The organism is Qipengyuania triglochinis (genome assembly GCF_054655615.1).
The window spans coordinates 80,957-98,969 of sequence record NZ_BAAHND010000002.1 but is presented as its reverse complement, the minus strand read 5'-3'; the positions used below and the strand labels follow the sequence as shown (position 1 = coordinate 98,969).

28 protein-coding genes are annotated in these 18,013 nt (G+C 59.4%); 13 read left to right on the top strand and 15 right to left on the bottom strand.

What is annotated here, in order from left to right:
* Positions 1–97: 97 nt before the first annotated feature.
* The 3 genes from ACYQ0G_RS06640 to ACYQ0G_RS06630 all read left to right on the top strand — a co-directional run bounded on the left by ACYQ0G_RS06640 (position 98) and on the right by ACYQ0G_RS06630 (position 1,729).
* A complete protein-coding gene (locus ACYQ0G_RS06640; RefSeq protein ID WP_460100943.1) occupies positions 98–472 on the top strand; it encodes a hypothetical protein in 375 nt (124 codons plus the stop codon).
* Between the two features lie 215 nt (positions 473–687).
* On the top strand, positions 688–1,314 hold the full coding sequence (locus tag ACYQ0G_RS06635) for a YbaY family lipoprotein (protein WP_460100941.1): 627 nt from the start codon (positions 688–690) through the stop codon (positions 1,312–1,314).
* A gap of 124 nt (positions 1,315–1,438) precedes the next feature.
* Positions 1,439–1,729, top strand: coding sequence for a hypothetical protein (locus ACYQ0G_RS06630; RefSeq protein ID WP_460100938.1), 291 nt, complete (start codon positions 1,439–1,441; stop codon positions 1,727–1,729).
* 18 nt (positions 1,730–1,747) lie between these two features.
* On the opposite strand, the gene ACYQ0G_RS06625 is transcribed toward ACYQ0G_RS06630, so the two are convergent.
* From ACYQ0G_RS06625 to ACYQ0G_RS06615, 3 genes are read right to left on the bottom strand one after another with little or no spacing between them, the layout of a single operon-like run.
* Positions 1,748–2,176 carry a hypothetical protein gene (locus ACYQ0G_RS06625; protein WP_460100936.1) on the bottom strand — a complete coding sequence of 143 codons (429 nt, stop codon included), beginning with the start codon at positions 2,174–2,176 and terminating at the stop codon, positions 1,748–1,750.
* A 6-nt stretch (positions 2,177–2,182) separates the two neighbouring features.
* Complete coding sequence (locus tag ACYQ0G_RS06620; protein WP_460100934.1) at positions 2,183–2,527, bottom strand: hypothetical protein; 345 nt, start codon at positions 2,525–2,527, stop codon at positions 2,183–2,185.
* 54 nt (positions 2,528–2,581) lie between these two features.
* Positions 2,582–3,097, bottom strand: a complete 516-nt coding sequence (locus tag ACYQ0G_RS06615; protein ID WP_460100931.1) for a LuxR C-terminal-related transcriptional regulator — start codon at positions 3,095–3,097, stop codon at positions 2,582–2,584.
* A gap of 266 nt (positions 3,098–3,363) precedes the next feature.
* Between ACYQ0G_RS06615 and ACYQ0G_RS06610 the strand changes: the two genes are divergently transcribed.
* The 4 genes from ACYQ0G_RS06610 (at position 3,364) to ACYQ0G_RS06595 (ending at position 5,500) form a co-directional block, all read left to right on the top strand.
* Positions 3,364–3,945 (top strand): fasciclin domain-containing protein, encoded by a 582-nt coding sequence (locus tag ACYQ0G_RS06610; RefSeq protein ID WP_460100930.1) that lies wholly within the window; start codon positions 3,364–3,366, stop codon positions 3,943–3,945.
* 272 nt (positions 3,946–4,217) lie between these two features.
* Positions 4,218–4,685, top strand: a complete 468-nt coding sequence (locus ACYQ0G_RS06605; protein ID WP_460100928.1) for a hypothetical protein — start codon at positions 4,218–4,220, stop codon at positions 4,683–4,685.
* A 142-nt stretch (positions 4,686–4,827) separates the two neighbouring features.
* Positions 4,828–5,172, top strand: a complete 345-nt coding sequence (locus ACYQ0G_RS06600; protein WP_460100926.1) for an HPF/RaiA family ribosome-associated protein — start codon at positions 4,828–4,830, stop codon at positions 5,170–5,172.
* Positions 5,173–5,203: 31 nt separating this feature from the next.
* Positions 5,204–5,500 (top strand): hypothetical protein, encoded by a 297-nt coding sequence (locus ACYQ0G_RS06595; RefSeq protein WP_460100923.1) that lies wholly within the window; start codon positions 5,204–5,206, stop codon positions 5,498–5,500.
* 28 nt (positions 5,501–5,528) lie between these two features.
* On the opposite strand, the gene ACYQ0G_RS06590 is transcribed toward ACYQ0G_RS06595, so the two are convergent.
* Complete coding sequence (locus ACYQ0G_RS06590; RefSeq protein ID WP_460100920.1) at positions 5,529–6,110, bottom strand: hypothetical protein; 582 nt, start codon at positions 6,108–6,110, stop codon at positions 5,529–5,531.
* Between the two features lie 148 nt (positions 6,111–6,258).
* On the opposite strand from ACYQ0G_RS06590, the gene ACYQ0G_RS06585 reads away from it, so the two are divergent.
* The 3 genes from ACYQ0G_RS06585 to ACYQ0G_RS06575 all read left to right on the top strand — a co-directional run bounded on the left by ACYQ0G_RS06585 (position 6,259) and on the right by ACYQ0G_RS06575 (position 8,243).
* Complete coding sequence (locus tag ACYQ0G_RS06585) at positions 6,259–7,161, top strand: hypothetical protein (RefSeq protein ID WP_460100917.1); 903 nt, start codon at positions 6,259–6,261, stop codon at positions 7,159–7,161.
* Between the two features lie 173 nt (positions 7,162–7,334).
* Complete coding sequence (locus ACYQ0G_RS06580) at positions 7,335–7,760, top strand: COG3650 family protein (RefSeq protein WP_460100915.1); 426 nt, start codon at positions 7,335–7,337, stop codon at positions 7,758–7,760.
* 27 nt (positions 7,761–7,787) lie between these two features.
* Positions 7,788–8,243 carry a DUF3429 domain-containing protein gene (locus ACYQ0G_RS06575; RefSeq protein ID WP_460100912.1) on the top strand — a complete coding sequence of 152 codons (456 nt, stop codon included), beginning with the start codon at positions 7,788–7,790 and terminating at the stop codon, positions 8,241–8,243.
* Positions 8,244–8,317: 74 nt separating this feature from the next.
* On the opposite strand, the gene ACYQ0G_RS06570 is transcribed toward ACYQ0G_RS06575, so the two are convergent.
* Entirely contained in the window at positions 8,318–9,760 is a 1,443-nt protein-coding gene (locus ACYQ0G_RS06570; protein ID WP_460100910.1) for a S41 family peptidase, read from the bottom strand.
* Between the two features lie 263 nt (positions 9,761–10,023).
* Between ACYQ0G_RS06570 and ACYQ0G_RS06565 the strand changes: the two genes are divergently transcribed.
* Together ACYQ0G_RS06565 and ACYQ0G_RS06560 are read left to right on the top strand one after the other, a co-directional pair.
* The gene (locus tag ACYQ0G_RS06565; RefSeq protein WP_460100909.1) at positions 10,024–10,605 is read left to right on the top strand and encodes a YbhB/YbcL family Raf kinase inhibitor-like protein; all 582 of its coding nucleotides are present in this window, start codon (positions 10,024–10,026) and stop codon (positions 10,603–10,605) included.
* Positions 10,606–10,639: 34 nt separating this feature from the next.
* Positions 10,640–10,891, top strand: a complete 252-nt coding sequence (locus ACYQ0G_RS06560) for an SWIB/MDM2 domain-containing protein (RefSeq protein WP_221543299.1) — start codon at positions 10,640–10,642, stop codon at positions 10,889–10,891.
* Positions 10,892–10,905: 14 nt separating this feature from the next.
* Here ACYQ0G_RS06560 and ACYQ0G_RS06555 read toward each other — a convergent pair whose 3' ends face one another.
* On the bottom strand, positions 10,906–11,310 hold the full coding sequence (locus ACYQ0G_RS06555; RefSeq protein ID WP_460100905.1) for a DoxX family protein: 405 nt from the start codon (positions 11,308–11,310) through the stop codon (positions 10,906–10,908).
* On the bottom strand, positions 11,307–11,597 hold the full coding sequence (locus ACYQ0G_RS06550) for a DUF427 domain-containing protein (protein WP_460100902.1): 291 nt from the start codon (positions 11,595–11,597) through the stop codon (positions 11,307–11,309). Before ACYQ0G_RS06550 ends, ACYQ0G_RS06555 begins: the two co-directional genes overlap by 4 nt.
* Before the next feature lie 78 nt (positions 11,598–11,675).
* On the opposite strand from ACYQ0G_RS06550, the gene ACYQ0G_RS06545 reads away from it, so the two are divergent.
* Complete coding sequence (locus ACYQ0G_RS06545) at positions 11,676–12,953, top strand: dipeptidase (RefSeq protein WP_460100899.1); 1,278 nt, start codon at positions 11,676–11,678, stop codon at positions 12,951–12,953.
* A 59-nt stretch (positions 12,954–13,012) separates the two neighbouring features.
* Here ACYQ0G_RS06545 and ACYQ0G_RS06540 read toward each other — a convergent pair whose 3' ends face one another.
* The 8 genes from ACYQ0G_RS06540 to ACYQ0G_RS06505 all read right to left on the bottom strand — a co-directional run bounded on the left by ACYQ0G_RS06540 (position 13,013) and on the right by ACYQ0G_RS06505 (position 17,878).
* The gene (locus tag ACYQ0G_RS06540; RefSeq protein ID WP_460100896.1) at positions 13,013–13,444 is read right to left on the bottom strand and encodes a DUF1810 domain-containing protein; all 432 of its coding nucleotides are present in this window, start codon (positions 13,442–13,444) and stop codon (positions 13,013–13,015) included.
* Positions 13,444–13,773 carry a DUF3140 domain-containing protein gene (locus tag ACYQ0G_RS06535; RefSeq protein WP_460100893.1) on the bottom strand — a complete coding sequence of 110 codons (330 nt, stop codon included), beginning with the start codon at positions 13,771–13,773 and terminating at the stop codon, positions 13,444–13,446. Before ACYQ0G_RS06535 ends, ACYQ0G_RS06540 begins: the two co-directional genes overlap by 1 nt.
* Positions 13,773–13,964 (bottom strand): DUF3008 family protein, encoded by a 192-nt coding sequence (locus ACYQ0G_RS06530; RefSeq protein ID WP_460100890.1) that lies wholly within the window; start codon positions 13,962–13,964, stop codon positions 13,773–13,775. The genes ACYQ0G_RS06535 and ACYQ0G_RS06530 overlap by 1 nt, the downstream gene beginning before the upstream one ends.
* The gene (locus ACYQ0G_RS06525; protein ID WP_460100887.1) at positions 13,964–14,191 is read right to left on the bottom strand and encodes a hypervirulence associated TUDOR domain-containing protein; all 228 of its coding nucleotides are present in this window, start codon (positions 14,189–14,191) and stop codon (positions 13,964–13,966) included. The genes ACYQ0G_RS06530 and ACYQ0G_RS06525 overlap by 1 nt, the downstream gene beginning before the upstream one ends.
* A gap of 36 nt (positions 14,192–14,227) precedes the next feature.
* Complete coding sequence (locus ACYQ0G_RS06520; RefSeq protein ID WP_460100884.1) at positions 14,228–14,554, bottom strand: hypothetical protein; 327 nt, start codon at positions 14,552–14,554, stop codon at positions 14,228–14,230.
* Positions 14,555–14,629: 75 nt separating this feature from the next.
* Positions 14,630–15,454 carry a 2,3,4,5-tetrahydropyridine-2,6-dicarboxylate N-succinyltransferase gene (gene dapD / locus ACYQ0G_RS06515; protein ID WP_460100881.1) on the bottom strand — a complete coding sequence of 275 codons (825 nt, stop codon included), beginning with the start codon at positions 15,452–15,454 and terminating at the stop codon, positions 14,630–14,632.
* Positions 15,455–15,501: 47 nt separating this feature from the next.
* Positions 15,502–16,572: a phosphotransferase family protein gene (locus ACYQ0G_RS06510; protein ID WP_460100878.1), complete on the bottom strand. Its 1,071-nt coding sequence runs from the start codon at positions 16,570–16,572 to the stop codon at positions 15,502–15,504.
* 217 nt (positions 16,573–16,789) lie between these two features.
* A complete protein-coding gene (locus ACYQ0G_RS06505) occupies positions 16,790–17,878 on the bottom strand; it encodes a Zn-dependent alcohol dehydrogenase (RefSeq protein ID WP_460100876.1) in 1,089 nt (362 codons plus the stop codon).
* Positions 17,879–18,013 lie beyond the last annotated feature (135 nt).

Here is an 18,013-nt window from a genome sequence, read left to right as displayed (position 1 = left end):
CCTGAGAACTGTTCAATCTACCAGCGTTCCGGAAGTGAAGCCGTTCCGCGCAAAAGATGCTTTCCTACACGGTGCAAAGCGTGGCTTATCCTGCTGGATGACACAGACACCGCCACCACAGCCACCGCATCGCTCCTCTCCCGACCGTCCCCCTGGCGAACCTCCGCAGGCCGGGAAGGTCCGCCCCAACAACAGCCGCTGGACGGGGGATAAGGCATCCACCTTCATCAAGATGCTCGCGCGCAGCGGCAAGGTCACCTCCTGCGCGCTGGCCGTGGGGATGAGCCGCCAGTCCGCCTATCGCCTGCGCGCCCGATCGCCCAATTTCGCGCATTACTGGGATATCGCCATGGGCGAGGCGAAGCGGCGGCGGGCCTCCGCGCGCAAGGGCAAGCGGCGGGTGCATCCGCTGCTGTCACGCGTGCCGCTGGCCGAGATGGACATGGGTGACATTCCGGCGGCGGGAGAGTGACGGTGGCGCACGGAAGAGGTGACACTCGGACACCCGCAAAGGTGACATGGCATGGCGGGCAGGGTGACAGTGCGGGCGAGACGGTGACATTTTGCCCGCCAAGGGTGACAGTTTGGCCCGCAAGGTTACGCATTTGCCGGGGCATGGTGACGAAACGGGGGTTTTTGCCCTGGACCGTGCTCCACATGCTCCACCCTGAACAAGCATCACGAAACTTGTCGGTCTTCACCTGCCGTTCAAAGTCGAACTGCCTAAGAGGCGCGGCCCGGTACAATGCCGGACAGGAAAAGGACCGGACCTATAGTGAACCGCCTACCAAACGTTTCGCCGATTACGGCGCTCTATTCGCCACGAATACTGGCCGGTTTCGCGCCAGCCGGGAACGCGCCGCGCCAGCCCACGTTGCCCCGGCCATGAAGATAATCGCACCTATCGCCGCAACGATGGCATTCGCCCTGGCCGCCTGCGCCACCACCCCCTCCCGCAGCGCCGACGAGCTGCTGACCGTCACCGGCGAGGCGACCTATCGCCAGCGCATCGCGCTGCCGCAGGACGCCGTGATCACCGTGCGGATCGAGGATGTGTCGCGCGCCGATGCCGCCGCCACCGTGCTGGGCGAACAGACCTATGCCACCAATGGCCGATCGGTCCCGCTGCCGTTCGAAGTGAACGTCTTTCGCTCCGGCCTCGAAGACGCCGCGCGCACCAATGCCCGCGTCACGATCGTGGATGGCGAGGGCCGCCTCATCTGGACCACGGATACCAATCACCCGGTCACCGCCACGGCGGGCCAGGACGACATCGATCTCGGCACGTTGGTGCTGTCGCAAGCGACAGGCTGACGATCGAGGCCCCGGTCCGGTCGCAGCGAACACCGAGTGCTGCGACCGGGCTGGCGCCGAAAGGGCGTTGCGAACGTTTGTGCAGTGCAGCATATAGCGGCTGCACATCTCAGGAGCTTCCCGCATGACAAGATCCGATCCCACCGCATGGACGCGGCTCGCCTTCGATAGCTGGGCCCTGTCCTTCGATGCCGCCTCCGTCGTATGGCTGCGCAGCCTGCGCATCATGGCCGGCGGAAAGCTGGCCGAGCGCGAAGCCGAGCGGATGGTGAAGGAAAAGGTGGTCGCGAACCTCCTGCTTTGGCCATACCTCTGGCAGGGCGGGCCGTTCCAGTCGGCGCAGGAATTGTCGACCCGGGCACTGCGCCATTATAGCGGACCTGTGCAAGCCAACCGGCGCCGCCTTTCCCGCTGACCAGGCGGGTGGAGTACGCTAACCGCGGGCCCGATTGACAACGCCAGCGCGCCTGTCGAGCAGCAACCCGGCCGTCATCGCGATAAGGGCAGGGAGGGACCAGAATCCGCTGAGCCGCCAGGGTATCATCTGCCACTCGCTCGGGATTGCGAGAGCGCAGAGCGTGAAGAACAGGCCCACCGCGTGAAACCCGGCAAACCACAGCGGCCAGTAACGATCCGATACCAAGGCGTAGCGACCGATGATCAGAAGGAGGGCGAAATCCACCAGCGCTACTGCGACAAGCGCTGCAAACGGGGGAAGGTAGCTGTAACAGATCGCCGATAGCGCCGCCGCAGCGACGATTGCGATAATGCAGCGACGATCCTGCCGATCCCCTGCTTGCCAACTGACAGTCCACGCTCCGATGAGGAAGATCCAGAAGGCAAGCAGGTAGATACTAGGCATGGTTGGTTAGGCGTCCTGTCCCGCCGGCTCGGGGAGATGCTCGGCCGATGGCTTATACTCCGGCGGGCAGCCAAAGCCCACGGTCTGCAGATTGGATGCCTTGCGGATTTTGAGCAGTTCTCTGGTGGTGCCGCCGAGATCCTGGCGGGTAGCGATGATCTTGGAGAGCCCTTCGCCAGCATTGGCGAGCGCGCCCTGAACTGTCGTTACTGGCAGATTGGCAGATTTGCTGACCTCGACGATGCTGGCGCACAGATTGGCCAGTGACATGACGGCCTGATCGATTGCCTCGAGTGATTTCTGGGTGTCGTCCGCAACGACCTGCCCGGCTGCCTGTTCGATTTTATGCATGGGAATGGGTATCCTTTCTGGCGCTAAGTGTTCGATTGCGCTGACCCGAAAAGGTCACGGCGTCCCACGCGAAGCCAGTTCAGATACGCCCATAATGGTGAGAACTATGAAGCAACTGAGCATGACGGACAAAATCGAAATGCGGATCATCCATCTAAAACGCTGGCTGCTGGATGCGGTGTTCGTCCTACCACCGAGAGCGGGAAAAGTAGATCTTGGGCCCGGTCCAACTCTCTTGGGTTCAATGCGGGATGATGAGCCCACAGCGATACGATCCGGCCTCTCCGGCTCGATTTCTGTTACGAAGTGCTCAGGAGTGGTGATATCCTGGCCCTGCCGGTTTTCCAGTTCGATTTGCTGAAGCCTGGTTACGGCCGCCATGCGGTTGTTGACCTGAAGAATTTCGATCACCGTACCGATATGTTGATCGACCGTGCGGGGTGAGATTCCAAGTTCCCGAGCGATCTGCTTTGAGGTCAGGCCGTTTTTGACCAGTCGCATGCAATCCATTTGACGCGGCGTGAGAGTAATTTCGTGGGGCGCAGGATCGTGCGAGGAATTCTCGTCCATATCGGATCAAGAGGCGAGAGTCAGGTAAGTTCCCCGTCGCATTCCCAATTCGGCGCCGGGTTGCGGCAAGATATGAATATCACGGTCCCTTGCTATTCTACGTCCCGAGCTCACTTAACATTGGAAAGATCGCCACATTCCCGCCTTTTTCGGAACATGCGCGTCATCTGATAATTGGTTGGGTGAAGGCGTAAGGACGACAAACCCCGGAGATCGCATCCGCGCCATTGCCTATTCTGGCTTTCCACGACGAAGGAAGATTATCCATGAACAAGCTAACTATCGTACTCGCCTCAGCTGCCTCGCTCGCGATTGCTGCATGCGCAGAAGATACCGCCGAACCGACCGCAGATGACACCGTGGCCATGAATGACCAGATGGCGAACGACACGGCGGAGGCTGGTACCATCGTCGAAGTCGCCCAAGGCAATCCCGATTTCTCAACCCTGGTTAGCGCGGTTACTGCAGCCAATCTTGGTGAGACTCTATCTGGTGAAGGACCCTATACGGTCTTCGCTCCAACGAATGCCGCATTTGATAAGATTCCGCAGGCTACGCGCGATGAACTCATGAGCGATGCTGGCCGCGAAGATCTTTCGAATATTCTCACCTATCACGTTGTTCAGGGCGAAACCAATGCACAGGCCTTGACGCAGGCGATCGAAGGAGCGGGAGAAGACGGTTACAAGCTCACCACGGTGAATGGTGCGGAACTGACTGCCATGATGGACGGCGGCAATGTTGTGCTGGTTGATCCCGAAGGCAATCGCGCGACCGTGACCTCGACCGATGTCGATGCTTCGAATGGCGTAATCCACGTAATCGATACGGTGCTGATGCCCTCGTAAAGACACGATCATATGATTGTAGAAGGACGATCCCTCGGGGTCGTCCTTTTTATGCAAAAGGCTGTATATCGGCTGATGGCAATCGAAGTTATCCGGAGCTCCGGGAGTTTCTAAAAACTTGCTCACTTTGTGGGTACGAAAGGATATAAACTGTGAACTCTCGAGCACTCACCGTCGCTGTTTCTATTGCACTTCTGTCCGGTTGTTCGTCACAGGATGGAGAGCCTCGTCAAGATCAGAATTCGGTAAAGCAAACCGCTGAAAGCTCTGAAGTGTCTGTTGCAACCGACACACCCGCACATCAGGAGCGGTCGGATGACACATTACGGCTTGAGGGTTTGGCGGATCTGAAAATAGGCGAGCCCGTGCCCGTCGGCAGCAGCTTCGCTCAGCGGGGCGCGCAAATTCCTAATTCTGATTGTCGCACGATCAGTTCGCCGGATTACGATGGCGTTTATGGCCTGACTGAAGGTAAGGAATTACGCCGGATAACGGTCGGTTCGGATTCACGCTTTAAATTGCAAGAGGGGATCGCTGTCGGAAGCTCGGAAGCTGAGGTGAATAATCTGTTTCCCGGCTTCGTTTCCAGCCCGCATGCTTATGTCGAAGCACCAGCGAAATATTTGACCCAACCTGCGGACGATCCCCGCCTTCGGTTCGAGATCGACCGGAACGGTAAGGTTTCGGCCATCCACGTTGGTTTGATGCCGCAACTGGCATATGTCGAAGGCTGCGCCTGAATTTGGGGTAATCCACTCCCTTTTTGAGTCAAATATCAAGCAGGATCTTTGACGAGCTGCCTCGCCAATCAGCCGGGAAGAGGGAAACCGGGTCTATTCCCAAACGTTGGGTAAAGGAGAGCAAAATAAAGGAGAATTTGCCATGCAGATCCAGTTCAATTCCGACAGTTCGGTAATGGGAACGGAAAATGTCGCTGAGCGGATCGAGGCGGCGGTAAGGCAAAAGCTCTCGCGATTTGAGGACCGGCTTACGCGCTTGGAAATTCACGTCCGCGATGAAAATGGTCCCAAAGGCGGAGCTGATGACAAGGCTTGCACGATTGAAGCTCGTCCAAGCGGCGGCAAGCCCATAGGTGTTACCGAACATGCATCGAGCGTCGACGATGCGGCCCGACGAGCCGCTGGCACCTTGGCTCAGAGGCTTGAGAGGCATTTCGGTAAGAGCGAGCGTCATGGACACGATCCCCGTCCTGAAAAGGTAATGTAAACAGATGGGCAGTACTCGTCCCGAATCTGTATTGGACGATCGTAAGCAGCGCCGTCGGCTACCCCTCGTGGGATTATTGCTTACGGCGTGCTATTTAATCGGCTTGGTTGTCTATCTTGCTGTTCAAGGGCAAAATCCCGCCGATTTAAAGCTTAACGAACTGGGCGACTTTCTGGGTGGCGTATCCAGCCCGCTCGCCTTTTTGTGGCTCGTGCTAGGCTTCTTCCAGCAGAGCCGCGAAATTCGCTTGTCCAGTCAGGCTCTGCATTTGCAGGCGGCTGAAATGAAACGATCCGTCGACGAACACCGGAAACTGGCCGAGCATTGACGACACAGTGGCGGCGTTATTCCCGTCCTTAATCTCGCAGAGCCAGAACCCCGGACACGTCGATTGTCTTAGCCTTACCGGCGCGTTGCTCATTTCTTTGAGAAATGCCCATGTCCTGAGCCGATAGTTCAACCGGCTCAGCCAGCGTCATCGGAGCTTCTGCCCGCACTCTTGACCGTGAGGGGACGAACGTATCTTCTTCGATCCTCGATAGATCGGCGTGTCCGCTAGTAAAGGCGAGCAATCTTTCTTCATGAGCAATGCGTTCGGGGCTCGCTGTGCGGTAGAAATCGTATTCCCCATTCATTTCGGCCCGATCATCCGTCTCGCGATCTTCCCACCACATCTTGCCGCCACGCTCCCGCAATCGGCCATGAAGGGCGAGCTCGGCTACTTCAATCGTGCCCTGTTCTGTCTCGAGCGGGTAATGGTCAGGGGGGCTGCCGCGTTGTGTGAGCGATTTGTTTGCCGTCGAAACAACTGTCGATTGCGGCAAGCTGTCTGAGTGGCTTCTGGTAAGGATAGGGCTTTCGCCGATGGCTGCTCCGCTTACCGCTCCCGCCATCCCTATAACTGCCGCTGCACCCAGCATGTGGGGTGTGATTCTCATTTCCTCACTCCGAGTATCTCGTCTTGCTGGATCAACGCTCCCGCCATCCGCGGCGTTCCCGGGGCTTATCTCGGATGATGCGGTTAATGGGATGGTGAGAAATTCTTGGCATCTTTCCCTCGAACCCGAGTTGACGGACCCCAAGACGATGCATGAACTTCAGAAGCAATTCGCCACTCAGGAAGGCGAAGACCAGTGGATGGCCGTGATGCACGAGTATTTCCACATGGGCGAATTGAATAACGCTCAGCGTTATCTCGAAATGCAGCTTCAATCTCTTGATACGGAACTCGCAACGCGGTGTCTGATAGATGACCCGGACCGGGTTTCCATCTCCGGATGGGAAGAATTACAGGAAGCGATCGAGCTTGCCGAAGGCGATGCCATTACCGGGATTACCCTGGCAATTGCGAACGAGGCCGATAGAGCGTTCGAAAAGGGGCAAGTCCATCATCCCTACATGATGCTCGGATTGTATAGCGACGATCCCTTTGCTTTCAGTCAAGCTGATGAAGCGACATTGATCGAACAGGCGCTCGCCGAAGAAGGTCCGGCTTGGGCTGGTTATGACGAGGACATCGAGGTCTTTCTCGAATGCAACGGGCTTTCCGCAATCAACACCGCACTGGTTCACCACAAGGAGCGCCATTTCTTCCGTGATAACGCTCCGGAGGAAGCGCCCAAGCGCTATGTGGAATACGTGCTCGCCTGCTGGTGGCGTGCCCTGCTTTTCCATCGCGCAGTAGAGAAAATCTGCCGGGAAAGACCATTGCCGAACAACGTCCCTGTTCTGACCGGGATGGTCGATATGAAGCCGGATGCTGTATCCGTCCACGGTGTCGTGGAAGGGCAGAGGCCTGCACCCCGACAGGTCGAAGAAGCGCCGCAGATGGCAGAACTTCTTCCGGCCTCGATGATTACGAGGCGCGAGGCTGAGGAGATAAAGGAACCGCCATCCGGTGCCGATTTACGTAAACGGTTGGCACAGAGCGAGCCGGAACCGGAGCCCGAGAAGAAAGGTCTGATGGCAAGGTTGTTCGGACGAAACTGACCAAGACGACAGGGTTTTAGCCAGCCCGTTAAGGGCCCTTCGATCAAAAGGCTATCGTCTCGATGGCTAGCGGATGATTGCGCGCTGACCTGATTTCGCGGTAGGCAGCGTGCAAGCTCCCGTGATTTTGCGTATCAGTCATCTGGTTCGCTTGCTGAAATATGAGGCTTCGATTGAAACCTGTCGCAATTACTTTTACTCTCCTGTTCTTGGCGGGCTGTCAATCGGGCGAAGGCGCTCCGGGAAGCGGGCCTACGCATGCGTTCGATGCGATCGCCCCGGATGAGACCGTTTACTTCACAGGAACCGAGCCGTTCTGGAACGGTGCTGTAGCTCGAGGTAGCGCCCGTTACTCGACCCCTGAGAACCAGGACGGTGTGCGCTTCAGCGTTCAGCGATTTGCCGGAAATAATGGTGTTTCCTTCACCGGCACGATGAACGGTGAGAGCTTCGATCTGATGGTAACCCCCGGTGAGTGTTCTGACGGGATGAGCGACCGAAAATATCCTTACACCGCGACGCTGCGGATCGCGGATGAGCAGCGTAACGGCTGTGCTTGGACAAACGAACAACCGAGCGCGGTTATCGACAATGCCTGAAGTCAGGCGCATTATCCGAAAGCGAGCATGATGCGCACAGTTCCAAGCTGGCCTCGCCTGCTCGGCTTATTGGGCTTGGCACCACAGATCGCATGTTTGGTGATTGCCTATACAGGCCCGGAAGAATGGCGGACATTGGCCCAGCAATGCGCCGCCATCTATGCCGCGCTGATCTTCACATTTCTTGGCGGAACATGGTGGGGAATCGCCGCCGCGGCTCCCGCTGCAGAAAGAAGGGGCGGACTGGCGTGGGTATGGATCGCCGCTGTCGTGCCAAGCCTGATCGCCGCCGCAGGATTGGGAGTACAACTGTTGGGATGGCTTTCCATCGAACCACTGCTGGTAATGCTGGGCGCAGGCTTGTTGATCGCCCTTGCTGCTGATGCGAGGCTTTCTTCGCTTACTCCGCGCTGGTGGCTTAATCTTCGCGCGCCGCTTTCCTTGGGCCTTGGTGCCATGACTATTGCAGCAGCGCTCGCGTAACCGCTTCCATCGCTTTAGCCGCAAATCGCTGAAGAAGCATCGGGCCACAGCCTGAGCTGCGGCCCGACCTCTTTTTAGAACACCCCTGGGTTTTCCCGCTGGAATGCATTGGGTCTATCTGATCGGATCAGTTTCGACTGGCCGCTATTTATCGAAGCGCGGGTCACCTGATTTCCGCTGATGATCGGCGTGCATGTCCGCCCTCCAAGGAAATCAAGAGCCGTCTGTACGGAGGCTTCGGCCGGGTCGCCGAGCTGGGTAAAGATATCGTCTCCGGCCCGGCAAGTGTTTGGCATCACGCTGGCTAGCCCGCTGAAGTACTCTCCTTGGCCATCAGCGTTCACTGTCTTGAAAGTCACCGCACGGAGGCGATCATCGCACGCTGAGCGGTCGAATGCATATTGGCCAACCGGTTTGCCATATGTGTTCATACCCACGAGCGCGATATTGTCGCCGAGGTAGGGTATCATGGAATTGGTGACCAGTTCGCTCGCCGATGCCGTTCCACCCCGTCCGATGACCGCAAGTTTCATTGCGCGGATTTGTTCGGGCTGGTCCTGGAACAGATCAGTCGAGTTTTCGTCCGACTTCGACGGGCGCAGGAGCGTTTCGGAGAATACCTGCCCTTCCAAACCATCAGCCATAAGATCGCCGAGCAACTCCGCGACTGATACGAGGCCGCCTCCGTTATAGCGTAAGTCGAGAATGACACTCGTTACGCCCTGCTGCCGGAACTGCGCAAAAGCCTCGCGAAGCTGAGGGCCAGCGTCTTGGACGATGAATGTGCGCAGATTTATGTATCCTGCTTTCCCGCCTGCGCCATCATCGAGGATTTTCACTCCATAGCGATTGGAAATAGGATCGAGAGAATAGTCTGCCTTGGTAACTGAGACTGTGCTTTCGACCCCACCGACGCTTCGGATTCGGAAGCTTCGGCTGACCCCGGGATCATTGGGCCCCAACGCATCGGACACGGCCTGCGGGCCGCCGGCTGCCATCAACGAGGCCACGCTGCTGGATCCGATCTGCAATATCTCGGTTCCACGGTCGAAGCCAGCAGGAAAGGCGGGGCCGCTTTCGAACACCTCGGCAAGATAAACCCGATTGTTCGACACGTCATAGATCAAGCGGAATCCGAAACCGGCATTGGACCCGCTATTGATCAGTTCGTTCTCTTCCTCGATCGAAGTGATGTAGGTGAAAAAGCGATCTTTGTTCTGCGCTCGGGCGGGTGCGACGAGGGCATCTAGGTAGGATTGCAGATCATTGTAATTTGCCTTGTCGACGCTGGTATCCAGCAGGTCGGGAAAGAGATACCATTCCTGAAGCACCGAGAGTGCCCAATCCTGGCGTGAGGACAGACTGCACTGGTCATTTCCAGCACTGCCACCGCTTCCTCCCCCGATCGGAGGTGAGTTACCACCACTTGTTCCTGAGCTATCCCCGCCGCCACATGCTGCAAGCGCCACTGCACAGGAGGCGGCTAGCGCGCCCATGGATGTGCGACCCAATTTCATTATCATTCTCCCCAAACCGCTCGTGGCTGCTCACCCACGACCCAACTGACGGAAGCTTGCCCAATTGCCATGATATGGGCAAGCACCACGTGAAACAGGGCTGGTGGCCGGGAAAATTTCGCTCATACCGGTGGAAAACCGGGCGAGCGGAGGCAAAAAGGCCATAAATTCGGTCGGTAGGCATGGCCATCGCCCAAAAGAAGCGCCTAGTCTTTCCTCATCCAGCGCGCAGGACTGCGCCAACGAATTATGGAGTAATTATCTTGAGTACCGGTACCCCCGCATGGGTTCAGCAAGCAATCGGCGGAGATGCCAAGGGCGCCCTCACGATTAGTGAAGTCGGCGAAGAAAAATTGCTGGGTAAGGGAGGCTTCACTCTGACAAGCCCCGCTTTCAAGCATGGCGGTGAGCTCGATCCGAGTTTCACTGCAGCCGAGGAAGATGCAGTCGCTCCGCCTCTGGAGTGGACAGCGCCACCTCCGGGAACGCAGGAACTCGCACTGATCGTGGAAGATGCCGAGGACGGTAAGATCCACTGGCTCGTCTGGGGTCTCAAGGGCCAGAAGGGCGCGCTTTTCGAAGGTGAAGCTCCGCCCCGCACGGGAAAGAACGCGGTCGGCAATTCGGAATGGCTGTTGCCCGATCCGCCGCTGGGCGTGCAGCACCGGTATGTTTTCCAGCTCTACGCGCTCGATCTGCCACTCACGCTCATGCCGGGTGCCGGCTACGAGGATTTCCGCAAGAACATCAAGAACCACGTCATGGCCGCAGCCGTTCTCACCGCCCGTTTCGAAGGGCATGAAATCGAAGAACTGGATGCCGAAGACCTCGATATCGAAGACTGATTCATAATAACAGCCAACTGAAAGGAAGCTGAAAATGGCAGGCAAGAACAACGCACTCCAGAAGCCGGTGAATCTCTCGCCGCAACTCGAAAATGTGGTCGGCAAGGGGCCTATGACCCGCGCTCAGGTCACTTCGAAGGTCTGGGATCACATCAAGGCGAACAACCTGCAGGATCCGCAGGACAAGCGCATGATCAATCCCGACGACAAGCTGGGTGCAGTCATCGGCAAGGAGCAGATCTCCATGTTCAAGATGACCGGTGCCGTTTCCAAGCACATGTCCTGATCACCGATTAGTGATTACTGAGGACGGCGGCGGCACGGCCAGTCCGTGACGCCGCCGACCCACAAAGCCAGCCATACCAACACTGGCTGCGCTATCATGCGCGGAATGTGATAGGCTAAACCAAGTCCCCCATTCTCACGTGCCATATCCAGTGCGAAATGGTGGATGTTCGCCGGGAAAACGCAGATCGCATAAAGTGCGAGGCCGATCGCGCCCGCTTTACGGATTTGCTTCGACCAAGGCTGAACCAGAGCCGCGGCACCCAAGAGCTCGGCCACACCAGTCCAGAAAACCATCGCTTCCGGCACAGGCACATACCCCGGCATTATGCTGAGGAAAGGTTCGGGCTTCGATAGGTGCATGATTCCCGCGAAGGCGTAAAAAGTGACGAGGAGCCAGCGCAGGGCGCGGCGGATCATTCCTCCGTCACTTCCACTCCGTTCCAGAACGCGATCCGATCCTTGATTTCGGCGGCGTCGGGTTTGGGATCGGGATAATACCAAGCAGCGTCCTCGTTGATGGCGCCGCCGGCGTTGATCGAATGATACAGGGCCGTGCCCTTCCAAGGGCATACACTGGTCCGCTCACTTGGTACGAGCACGCTGCGCGCGACATCCGACGACGGGAAGTAGTGATTGCCCTCGACCACCACAGTGTCGGTGCTGCGGGCGATCTCTTCTCCGTTCCAGCGGGCAATGACGGTCATCAGGCAATCCTTTCCAAGAGCGATCTGTTCGCTAGAACAGCCGATGAGATGCCATAGGGTTCCGCAAAGGAGATATTCATGAAGTCCATCCATATGAGCGCCGCCCTTGCCGTTATATCCTTGCTGGCGGTGCCGGTGCCGGCGCAGGGCACGCCGGAGGAGACGGCGGCGGCAGCGCTCGATGCGGCACCGGTGTGGGACGGGCATAATGATGTTCCCATCCAGCTGCGCGCCCGCTTCGACAATATGATCAACGATTTCGACTTCGCCGACACGCTGGACACGGGTGAAGGCGAGCGCAAGGCGATGCACAGCGATCTGGTCCGCCTTGCCCGGGGGAAGGTGGGGGCGCAGTTCTGGTCGGTCTATGTCAGCGCAAACCTGCCGGAAGCCGAGGCCGTCCAGGCGACGCTGGAGCAGATCGACGTGACCAAGCGCCTGATCGATCGCAACCCGCGCGGGCTGGAGCTGGCGCTCACGGCAGACGATGTCGAGACCGCTATCGCCGAGGGGCGGATAGCCTCGCTGCTCGGCATGGAAGGCGGGCATTCCATCGGCAACAGCCTAGCCGTGCTGCGGCAGATGTACGATCTGGGCGCGCGTTACATGACGCTGACGCATGGAAAGACGCTGGACTGGGCGGACAGCGCCACCGATGCGCCGCGCCATGACGGGCTGAATGCGTTCGGCATGGACGTGGTGCGCGAGATGAACCGTATCGGCATGCTGGTCGATCTGAGCCATGTCAGCGCGGCGGCCATGCGTGATGCGCTGGACGTGGCGCGCGCGCCGGTGATTTTCAGCCATTCGGGCGCGCAGGCCATCAACGGACATCCGCGCAATGTGCCCGACGATGTGCTGGAGCGCCTGCCGCTCAACGGCGGGATCGTCATGGTCGTCGCCCTGCCATCCTACGTGACCGAAGACCTGCGGCAATATGCCGCCAATCGTGCAGGGGAGGAGGCCCGGCTGAAGGTGCTCTATCCGGGGCAGCCCGACCAGGTCGAGGCGCTGATGGGGAAATGGGATGCGGAGAACCGCGCGCCGGTATCGACTGTTTCCGACATGGCCGACCATATCGATCACATTCGCGATATCGCGGGTATCGACCATATCGGTATCGGCGGCGATTATGACGGCATGCCCACCGGGCCGATTGGCATGGAAGACGTCAGCGGATATCCCGCGCTCTTCGTCGAACTGGCGCGCCGCGGGTATTCTCAGGACGAGCTGGAGAAGATCTCCATGCGCAACATGCTGCGGGTGATGCGCGAGGCGGAGGCCTATGCTGCCAGTCAGGCGGGGACGCCGGCTATCGAATATCCTGCTGGTAAACCGCGCTACGAAGAGGGCTGATCATGGACGCGCCGTGGTAATGCGGCGCAATCGGCCTGCCGTACTACGAGGTTTCCCGCTTACATCCGGTCCACTGTCAGCGGGCAGCGTTCCCCGTCGAAGAAAGCTTCGAGTGCGTCGGCGAAGACTTGCGAGTCCTCGTCGTCACAAGCGGCTTCGAACAGCGTCATGGAACTGCGGAATTTCAGCGCATCGATGTCGCCGAGGATGTCCTCCGCGCTCATCGTGCCGGCCCATTCGAGCATGGCTTCGGTCGCTTCGAACAGACGCGGGCCGAGTTCCTCGTGCTCGCAATACATCTGCGCCTCGTCCAGATCGGCGAGGGCGTATTTCTTCGCCTTGGCGCTTTTGCCGAGGCCTTCGATCTGGGGGAAGATGAACCACATCCAGTGGCTCTTCTTCTCGCCTTCGCCAATTTCCTCCAGCGCCTGCTCGTAGGTTCCGCCGTCCTGCGCCTTGACGAAATGGTCGAGAGGATCGGGGCCTGCCATCAGTCGAGAGGGTCGTGCCCCCAGTTCATCAGGCTGTAGCGCCAGTCGCTGTCCTCGATATCGCCCGAGGGCTTCTGCGCGAGGTGGCGATGAATATAGCCGACCACCTTCTGCATGTGTTCGTACTGGCTGTCGGTCAGATCGGCCTTCTTGGTGTTCTTGATCTCGACGATGCGGCGGCCGGACTTGTGGCCGGTGCTTTCCGATCCGTCGCTATCGCCGACAGACTTGGACTTATCGGTGTCGAGCCATTCTTCGAGTTCTTTTGGCTGCATGTTCACGCAGTCATAGAAGTCGGAGTAAACCTCATCCTTTTTGTCGGCGTCCATCAGTCGTCGTCCGAAGTTTCGGGCAGGTCGGAGCGATCGGTCGAGGCCATCTCGTCCAGCTCTTCCTCGCTCATGCTGTCGTACATCTGCTTAGATGCACCCTGCAGATCGCCCAGCTTGGTCTCTCCGCGCTTGGCGGAAAGGGCCGCTCCGGCAGCCTTTTGCTGCGCCTTGCTTTTCGCCTTGGCCATCAGTTCTGCGCCGACAGTTCGGAACCGCGCTTGAGGACTTCGTCCCCGTCTTCCTGCTTGATCAGATAGGCGGGGTTGTCCTCGTCACCGTCCTTGGTGACTTCGCTGCCTTGGAGAGTTCGCGTGACCTCGCGCTCGAAGCGGTCCTTGATCTGACCCTTGCCCTTGCCGTTTCCCCAATTCCATTCGACATATTGGCCGGTCTGGAAACTGTTGGAATTGCTCATGCGAACTCTCCTTATGGTGCAGCTTACCGTGGCAGCTTAGTTCTCGATCACCTGGATGCCGTCTTCGCGGGTATCCTTGTCTTCGGTGGTGCCGACGGTGTCGTAATCATTGTCGGTTTCGCTGGGCACGCCGACGATGCTGTCGGTGCTTTCGCCATCATCTTCCATCGAACGGATTTCGCCGCTGACGGTGGCTTCTTCCTCGACATCGCCTTGGGTCATCGCGGGAATGATCCAGACGATCGAAAGCAACAGGACGGCCAGAACGAGGCCGCCGAGCAGGATCCAGCGTACCACGCCTTCCTTCGAGCCGCCGCTGACGTCTTCTTCATCGATGTGTACGTGACCGTTATTATTATCCAAGGAAACCTCCCTACGTGTGTCTATCGCAGGGTTTACGCGCCTTGGCGGGGAATGTTCCCCCTTCAGATCACCCGATCAATCGCGCAAGAGTTCGTTGATGCCGGTCTTTTCGCGGGTCTGCGCATCCACCGTCTTGACGATGACCGCGCAGGCCAGGCCGGGGCCGCCATCCTTGCCGGGCATGGTGCCGGGCACGACGACCGAGAACGGCGGCAGATGGCCGCGAATGACTTCGCCCGTGTCGCGATAGACGATCTTGGTCGACTGGGTAATGAAGACACCCATCGAGACCACGCAGCCTTCGCCCACGATTACGCCTTCCACGATTTCGCTACGCGCGCCGATGAAGCAATTGTCGCCGATGATGGTCGGGTTGGCCTGCATCGGTTCGAGCACGCCGCCGATCCCCGCACCGGCAGAGATATGGCAATTCTCTCCGATCTGGGCGCAGGAGCCGATGCTGGCGAAGGTATCGACCATGGTCCCCTTGCCGACATAGGCGCCGATGTTGACGAAGCTTGGCATCAGCACGCAGCCCGGCGCGATGTAAGCGCCTTCGCGGGCCACGGCGCCCGGCACGACGCGGAAACCGGCTTCGCGGAATTTCGGATCATCCCAACCGGCGAACTTGCTGGGCACCTTGTCGAAGGCGGGATGGCCGGCGCTGCCGCCTTCCATCACGCGGTTATCGTTGAGGCGGAAGGACAAGAGCACGGCTTTCTTCAGCCACTGGTTGACCGTCCAGCCCCCCTTGCCATCGGGTTCGGCCACGCGGCCTTCACCGCTGTCGAGCATGCCCAGCGCCGCATCGACCGCTTCGCGCACATCGCCCGATTGCGGGGTGACATTGGCGCGGTCTTCCCACGCGGCTTCGATGCGGCTTGCAAGGTCGGCGCTCATTCGTAATCTCCGTTTGAATTGCCCAGCGCGTTAGCAGCGTGCGCGCGCTAGTCCATCCCCGCGGCGACGGCGAAGTCATAGGCGCGGTCGACCAGCGGGCCGACCCGTTCGCTCATCGCCTTGGCGTGGGCGCTGGATGCGGTGCCGTCGATCACGCGTTTCTTGATGCCCTGAATGATGCCCGCCAGCCGGAAGAGGTTGTAGGAGAAGTACCAGTCCATCGGCGGCACGGGATAGCCGGTGCGCGCGACATAGCGATCCACCGCTTCGTCCTGCGTCGGAATGCCGAGTTTATCGAGATCGAGATCCATGATCCCCGCACGCCCATCGGCGGGATTGTGCCAGTTAAGCATGAGATAGCTGAAATCGGCGATCGGATCGCCCAGCGTCGACAGTTCCCAGTCGAGCACGGCGAGGACCTTGTTCTCGTCCTTGTGGAAGATCAGATTGTCGAGGCGGTAATCGCCGTGAACCACGCTGCTTTCATGCTGCGCCGGAATGGTCTGGGGCAGCCATTCGATCAGCCGCTCCATCTTGGGCATATGCTCTGTTTCGGACAGCTTGTACTGCTTGGACCAGCGCGCGATCTGGCGGGCACAATAATCGGTGGATTTGCCGTAATCGCCAAGGCCGATTTCGTCGGGATTACGCAGGTGGAGATCGGCCATGGTGTCGATCATGGCGTTGTAGATTTCGCGCCGTTCCGCAGGCGTATTGTTGGGCAGCGCGCCGTTCCACAAGCTGCGCCCGTCGGCCAGCCCCATGACGAAGAACTTGGAGCCGATCACGTCGGGATCCTCGCACAGGCCATAGGTCCTGGGCACGGGGAAGCCGGTGGGGCCGAGCGCGTGCATGGCCTGATATTCGCGGTCCACCGCATGGGCGCTGGGCAGCAGCTTGCCGAACGGCTGGCGGCGCAGCACATAGCTGCCGCCCGGCGTATCGATCCGGTAAGTGGGGTTGGACTGGCCGCCCTTGAACTTGGTGTAGGAGATCGGGCCTTCGAAGCCGTCGACATGGGCGGTGAACCACGCGGTCAGCGCGTCCAGATCCATCTGGTCCTTTTCGGGCACCTCGATCGTGCCGACCATTTCCTTGTCGAAATCGATATCGCTCATGCCGTCCTATCCCGTTTTGCGGTGGGCCTGTGACACCGACCCACCCTTTTCGAAAAACTTTGCCCTGGCCGCCCAGGCACGGAACTTCGCCGTTTTCGGCGTGACATCCCGGGCATGATTGTCAACTTCCGCAATCCAACATGGGCCGCCCCGATCCGCTCTTCAGGATCAGGGCTTATCGCACCGATCCCGTGTAGGACAGGCCCGAATTTCCCGCTCAGTCGAACACGATCACGCTGCGCGCCGATGTGCCCTGCTTCATCTTCTCGAAGCCTTCGTTGATCTGTTCCAGCGGGATGCGCTCGGCAATGATGGTGTCAAGATCGAGCAGGCCGCGCATGTAGAAATCGACCAGCCGCGGCAGGTCCACCGGGAAGCGGTTGTTGCCCATGATCGCGCCCTGCAGCTTCTTGCTGGCGAGCAGGTCCATCGCGCCGAGGCCGACCTTGCAATCCAGCGGCATCATGCCGAGGATCGTGGCCGTACCGCCGCGCCGCAGGATCTTCACGGCAAGGTCCGCGCTGGCCTGCCGCCCGACCGCCTCGATCGCGTGATGCACGCCGCCGCCGGTGATCTTCATCACCTGTTCCACCGCATCGTCGGCCATGGCATCGACCGTGTGCGTGGCGCCGAGCGATTCCGCCAATGCGCGTTTTTCGGGCAGGGGGTCGATGGCGATGACCTTGCCCGCGCCGGTGATCCGGGCCGCGTTGATCGCGGCCAGGCCCACCCCGCCGCAGCCGATCACGGCCACCGCTTCGCCCGGCACGACCGAACAGGCGTTGAACACCGCGCCAGCACCAGTGGTCACCGCGCAGCCGATGATAGCGGCGCGGTCCAGCGGCATGTCCTTGTCGATCGCGACGCAGGCATGTTCGTGGATCAGCATCTGTTCGCAGAAGGACGACAGGTTGAGCATTTGCGCCACCGTCTCGTCGCTGCCCTTGCGCTTGATGCGCGGGGCCTGCGTCTGGTCGCGGCGCACCTCCTTGCTGACGCACAGCGCCATCTGGCCGGTGACGCAGAATTCGCAGTGCCCGCAGAAGGCGGACAGGCAGGTGACCACGTGATCGCCCGGCTTCACCGTCTTCACCTCGCTGCCCACGGCCCGGACCACGCCCGCGGCTTCATGGCCGGGAATGGCGGGCAGCGGGTGCGGATAGGCACCGTCGATGAAGTGCAGGTCCGAATGGCACAGGCCGCACGCCTTGGTATCGATCAGGACTTCGTGCGGGCCTGGTTCGGCCAGTTCGACCTCGCCGATGGTGAGGCTTCCCACCTGCTCCAGAATTGCTGCCTTTGCCATACGCCAATCTCCGTTTGCCCTGAGCCTGTCGAAGGGCAGTCCTTCACTTCCGGCGCCGCGCCCAAGAAGAAGGGCTGTGCTTCGACAGGCTCAGCACGAACGGCTTGTGATGTTGCGCAATACCTAGCGCATGGG

What these genes read in the sequence shown, in the direction of transcription:
- ACYQ0G_RS06570 (WP_460100910.1), bottom strand. Translation starts at nt 9,760, where the DNA reads ATGAAATTGGGTCGCACATCCATGGGCGCGCTAGCCGCCTCCTGTGCA.
- ACYQ0G_RS06530 (WP_460100890.1), bottom strand. Translation starts at nt 13,964, where the DNA reads ATGGCCAAGGCGAAAAGCAAGGCGCAGCAAAAGGCTGCCGGAGCGGCC.
- ACYQ0G_RS06640 (WP_460100943.1), top strand. Translation starts at nt 98, where the DNA reads ATGACACAGACACCGCCACCACAGCCACCGCATCGCTCCTCTCCCGAC.
- ACYQ0G_RS06575 (WP_460100912.1), top strand. Translation starts at nt 7,788, where the DNA reads ATGATGCGCACAGTTCCAAGCTGGCCTCGCCTGCTCGGCTTATTGGGC.
- ACYQ0G_RS06590 (WP_460100920.1), bottom strand. Translation starts at nt 6,110, where the DNA reads ATGAGAATCACACCCCACATGCTGGGTGCAGCGGCAGTTATAGGGATG.
- ACYQ0G_RS06545 (WP_460100899.1), top strand. Translation starts at nt 11,676, where the DNA reads ATGAAGTCCATCCATATGAGCGCCGCCCTTGCCGTTATATCCTTGCTG.
- ACYQ0G_RS06525 (WP_460100887.1), bottom strand. Translation starts at nt 14,191, where the DNA reads ATGAGCAATTCCAACAGTTTCCAGACCGGCCAATATGTCGAATGGAAT.
- dapD (WP_460100881.1), bottom strand. Translation starts at nt 15,454, where the DNA reads ATGAGCGCCGACCTTGCAAGCCGCATCGAAGCCGCGTGGGAAGACCGC.
- ACYQ0G_RS06560 (WP_221543299.1), top strand. Translation starts at nt 10,640, where the DNA reads ATGGCAGGCAAGAACAACGCACTCCAGAAGCCGGTGAATCTCTCGCCG.
- ACYQ0G_RS06625 (WP_460100936.1), bottom strand. Translation starts at nt 2,176, where the DNA reads ATGCCTAGTATCTACCTGCTTGCCTTCTGGATCTTCCTCATCGGAGCG.
- ACYQ0G_RS06600 (WP_460100926.1), top strand. Translation starts at nt 4,828, where the DNA reads ATGCAGATCCAGTTCAATTCCGACAGTTCGGTAATGGGAACGGAAAAT.
- ACYQ0G_RS06535 (WP_460100893.1), bottom strand. Translation starts at nt 13,773, where the DNA reads ATGGACGCCGACAAAAAGGATGAGGTTTACTCCGACTTCTATGACTGC.
- ACYQ0G_RS06540 (WP_460100896.1), bottom strand. Translation starts at nt 13,444, where the DNA reads ATGGCAGGCCCCGATCCTCTCGACCATTTCGTCAAGGCGCAGGACGGC.
- ACYQ0G_RS06505 (WP_460100876.1), bottom strand. Translation starts at nt 17,878, where the DNA reads ATGGCAAAGGCAGCAATTCTGGAGCAGGTGGGAAGCCTCACCATCGGC.
- ACYQ0G_RS06615 (WP_460100931.1), bottom strand. Translation starts at nt 3,097, where the DNA reads ATGGACGAGAATTCCTCGCACGATCCTGCGCCCCACGAAATTACTCTC.
- ACYQ0G_RS06630 (WP_460100938.1), top strand. Translation starts at nt 1,439, where the DNA reads ATGACAAGATCCGATCCCACCGCATGGACGCGGCTCGCCTTCGATAGC.
- ACYQ0G_RS06610 (WP_460100930.1), top strand. Translation starts at nt 3,364, where the DNA reads ATGAACAAGCTAACTATCGTACTCGCCTCAGCTGCCTCGCTCGCGATT.
- ACYQ0G_RS06510 (WP_460100878.1), bottom strand. Translation starts at nt 16,572, where the DNA reads ATGAGCGATATCGATTTCGACAAGGAAATGGTCGGCACGATCGAGGTG.
- ACYQ0G_RS06620 (WP_460100934.1), bottom strand. Translation starts at nt 2,527, where the DNA reads ATGCATAAAATCGAACAGGCAGCCGGGCAGGTCGTTGCGGACGACACC.
- ACYQ0G_RS06555 (WP_460100905.1), bottom strand. Translation starts at nt 11,310, where the DNA reads ATGATCCGCCGCGCCCTGCGCTGGCTCCTCGTCACTTTTTACGCCTTC.
- ACYQ0G_RS06550 (WP_460100902.1), bottom strand. Translation starts at nt 11,597, where the DNA reads ATGACCGTCATTGCCCGCTGGAACGGAGAAGAGATCGCCCGCAGCACC.
- ACYQ0G_RS06585 (WP_460100917.1), top strand. Translation starts at nt 6,259, where the DNA reads ATGCATGAACTTCAGAAGCAATTCGCCACTCAGGAAGGCGAAGACCAG.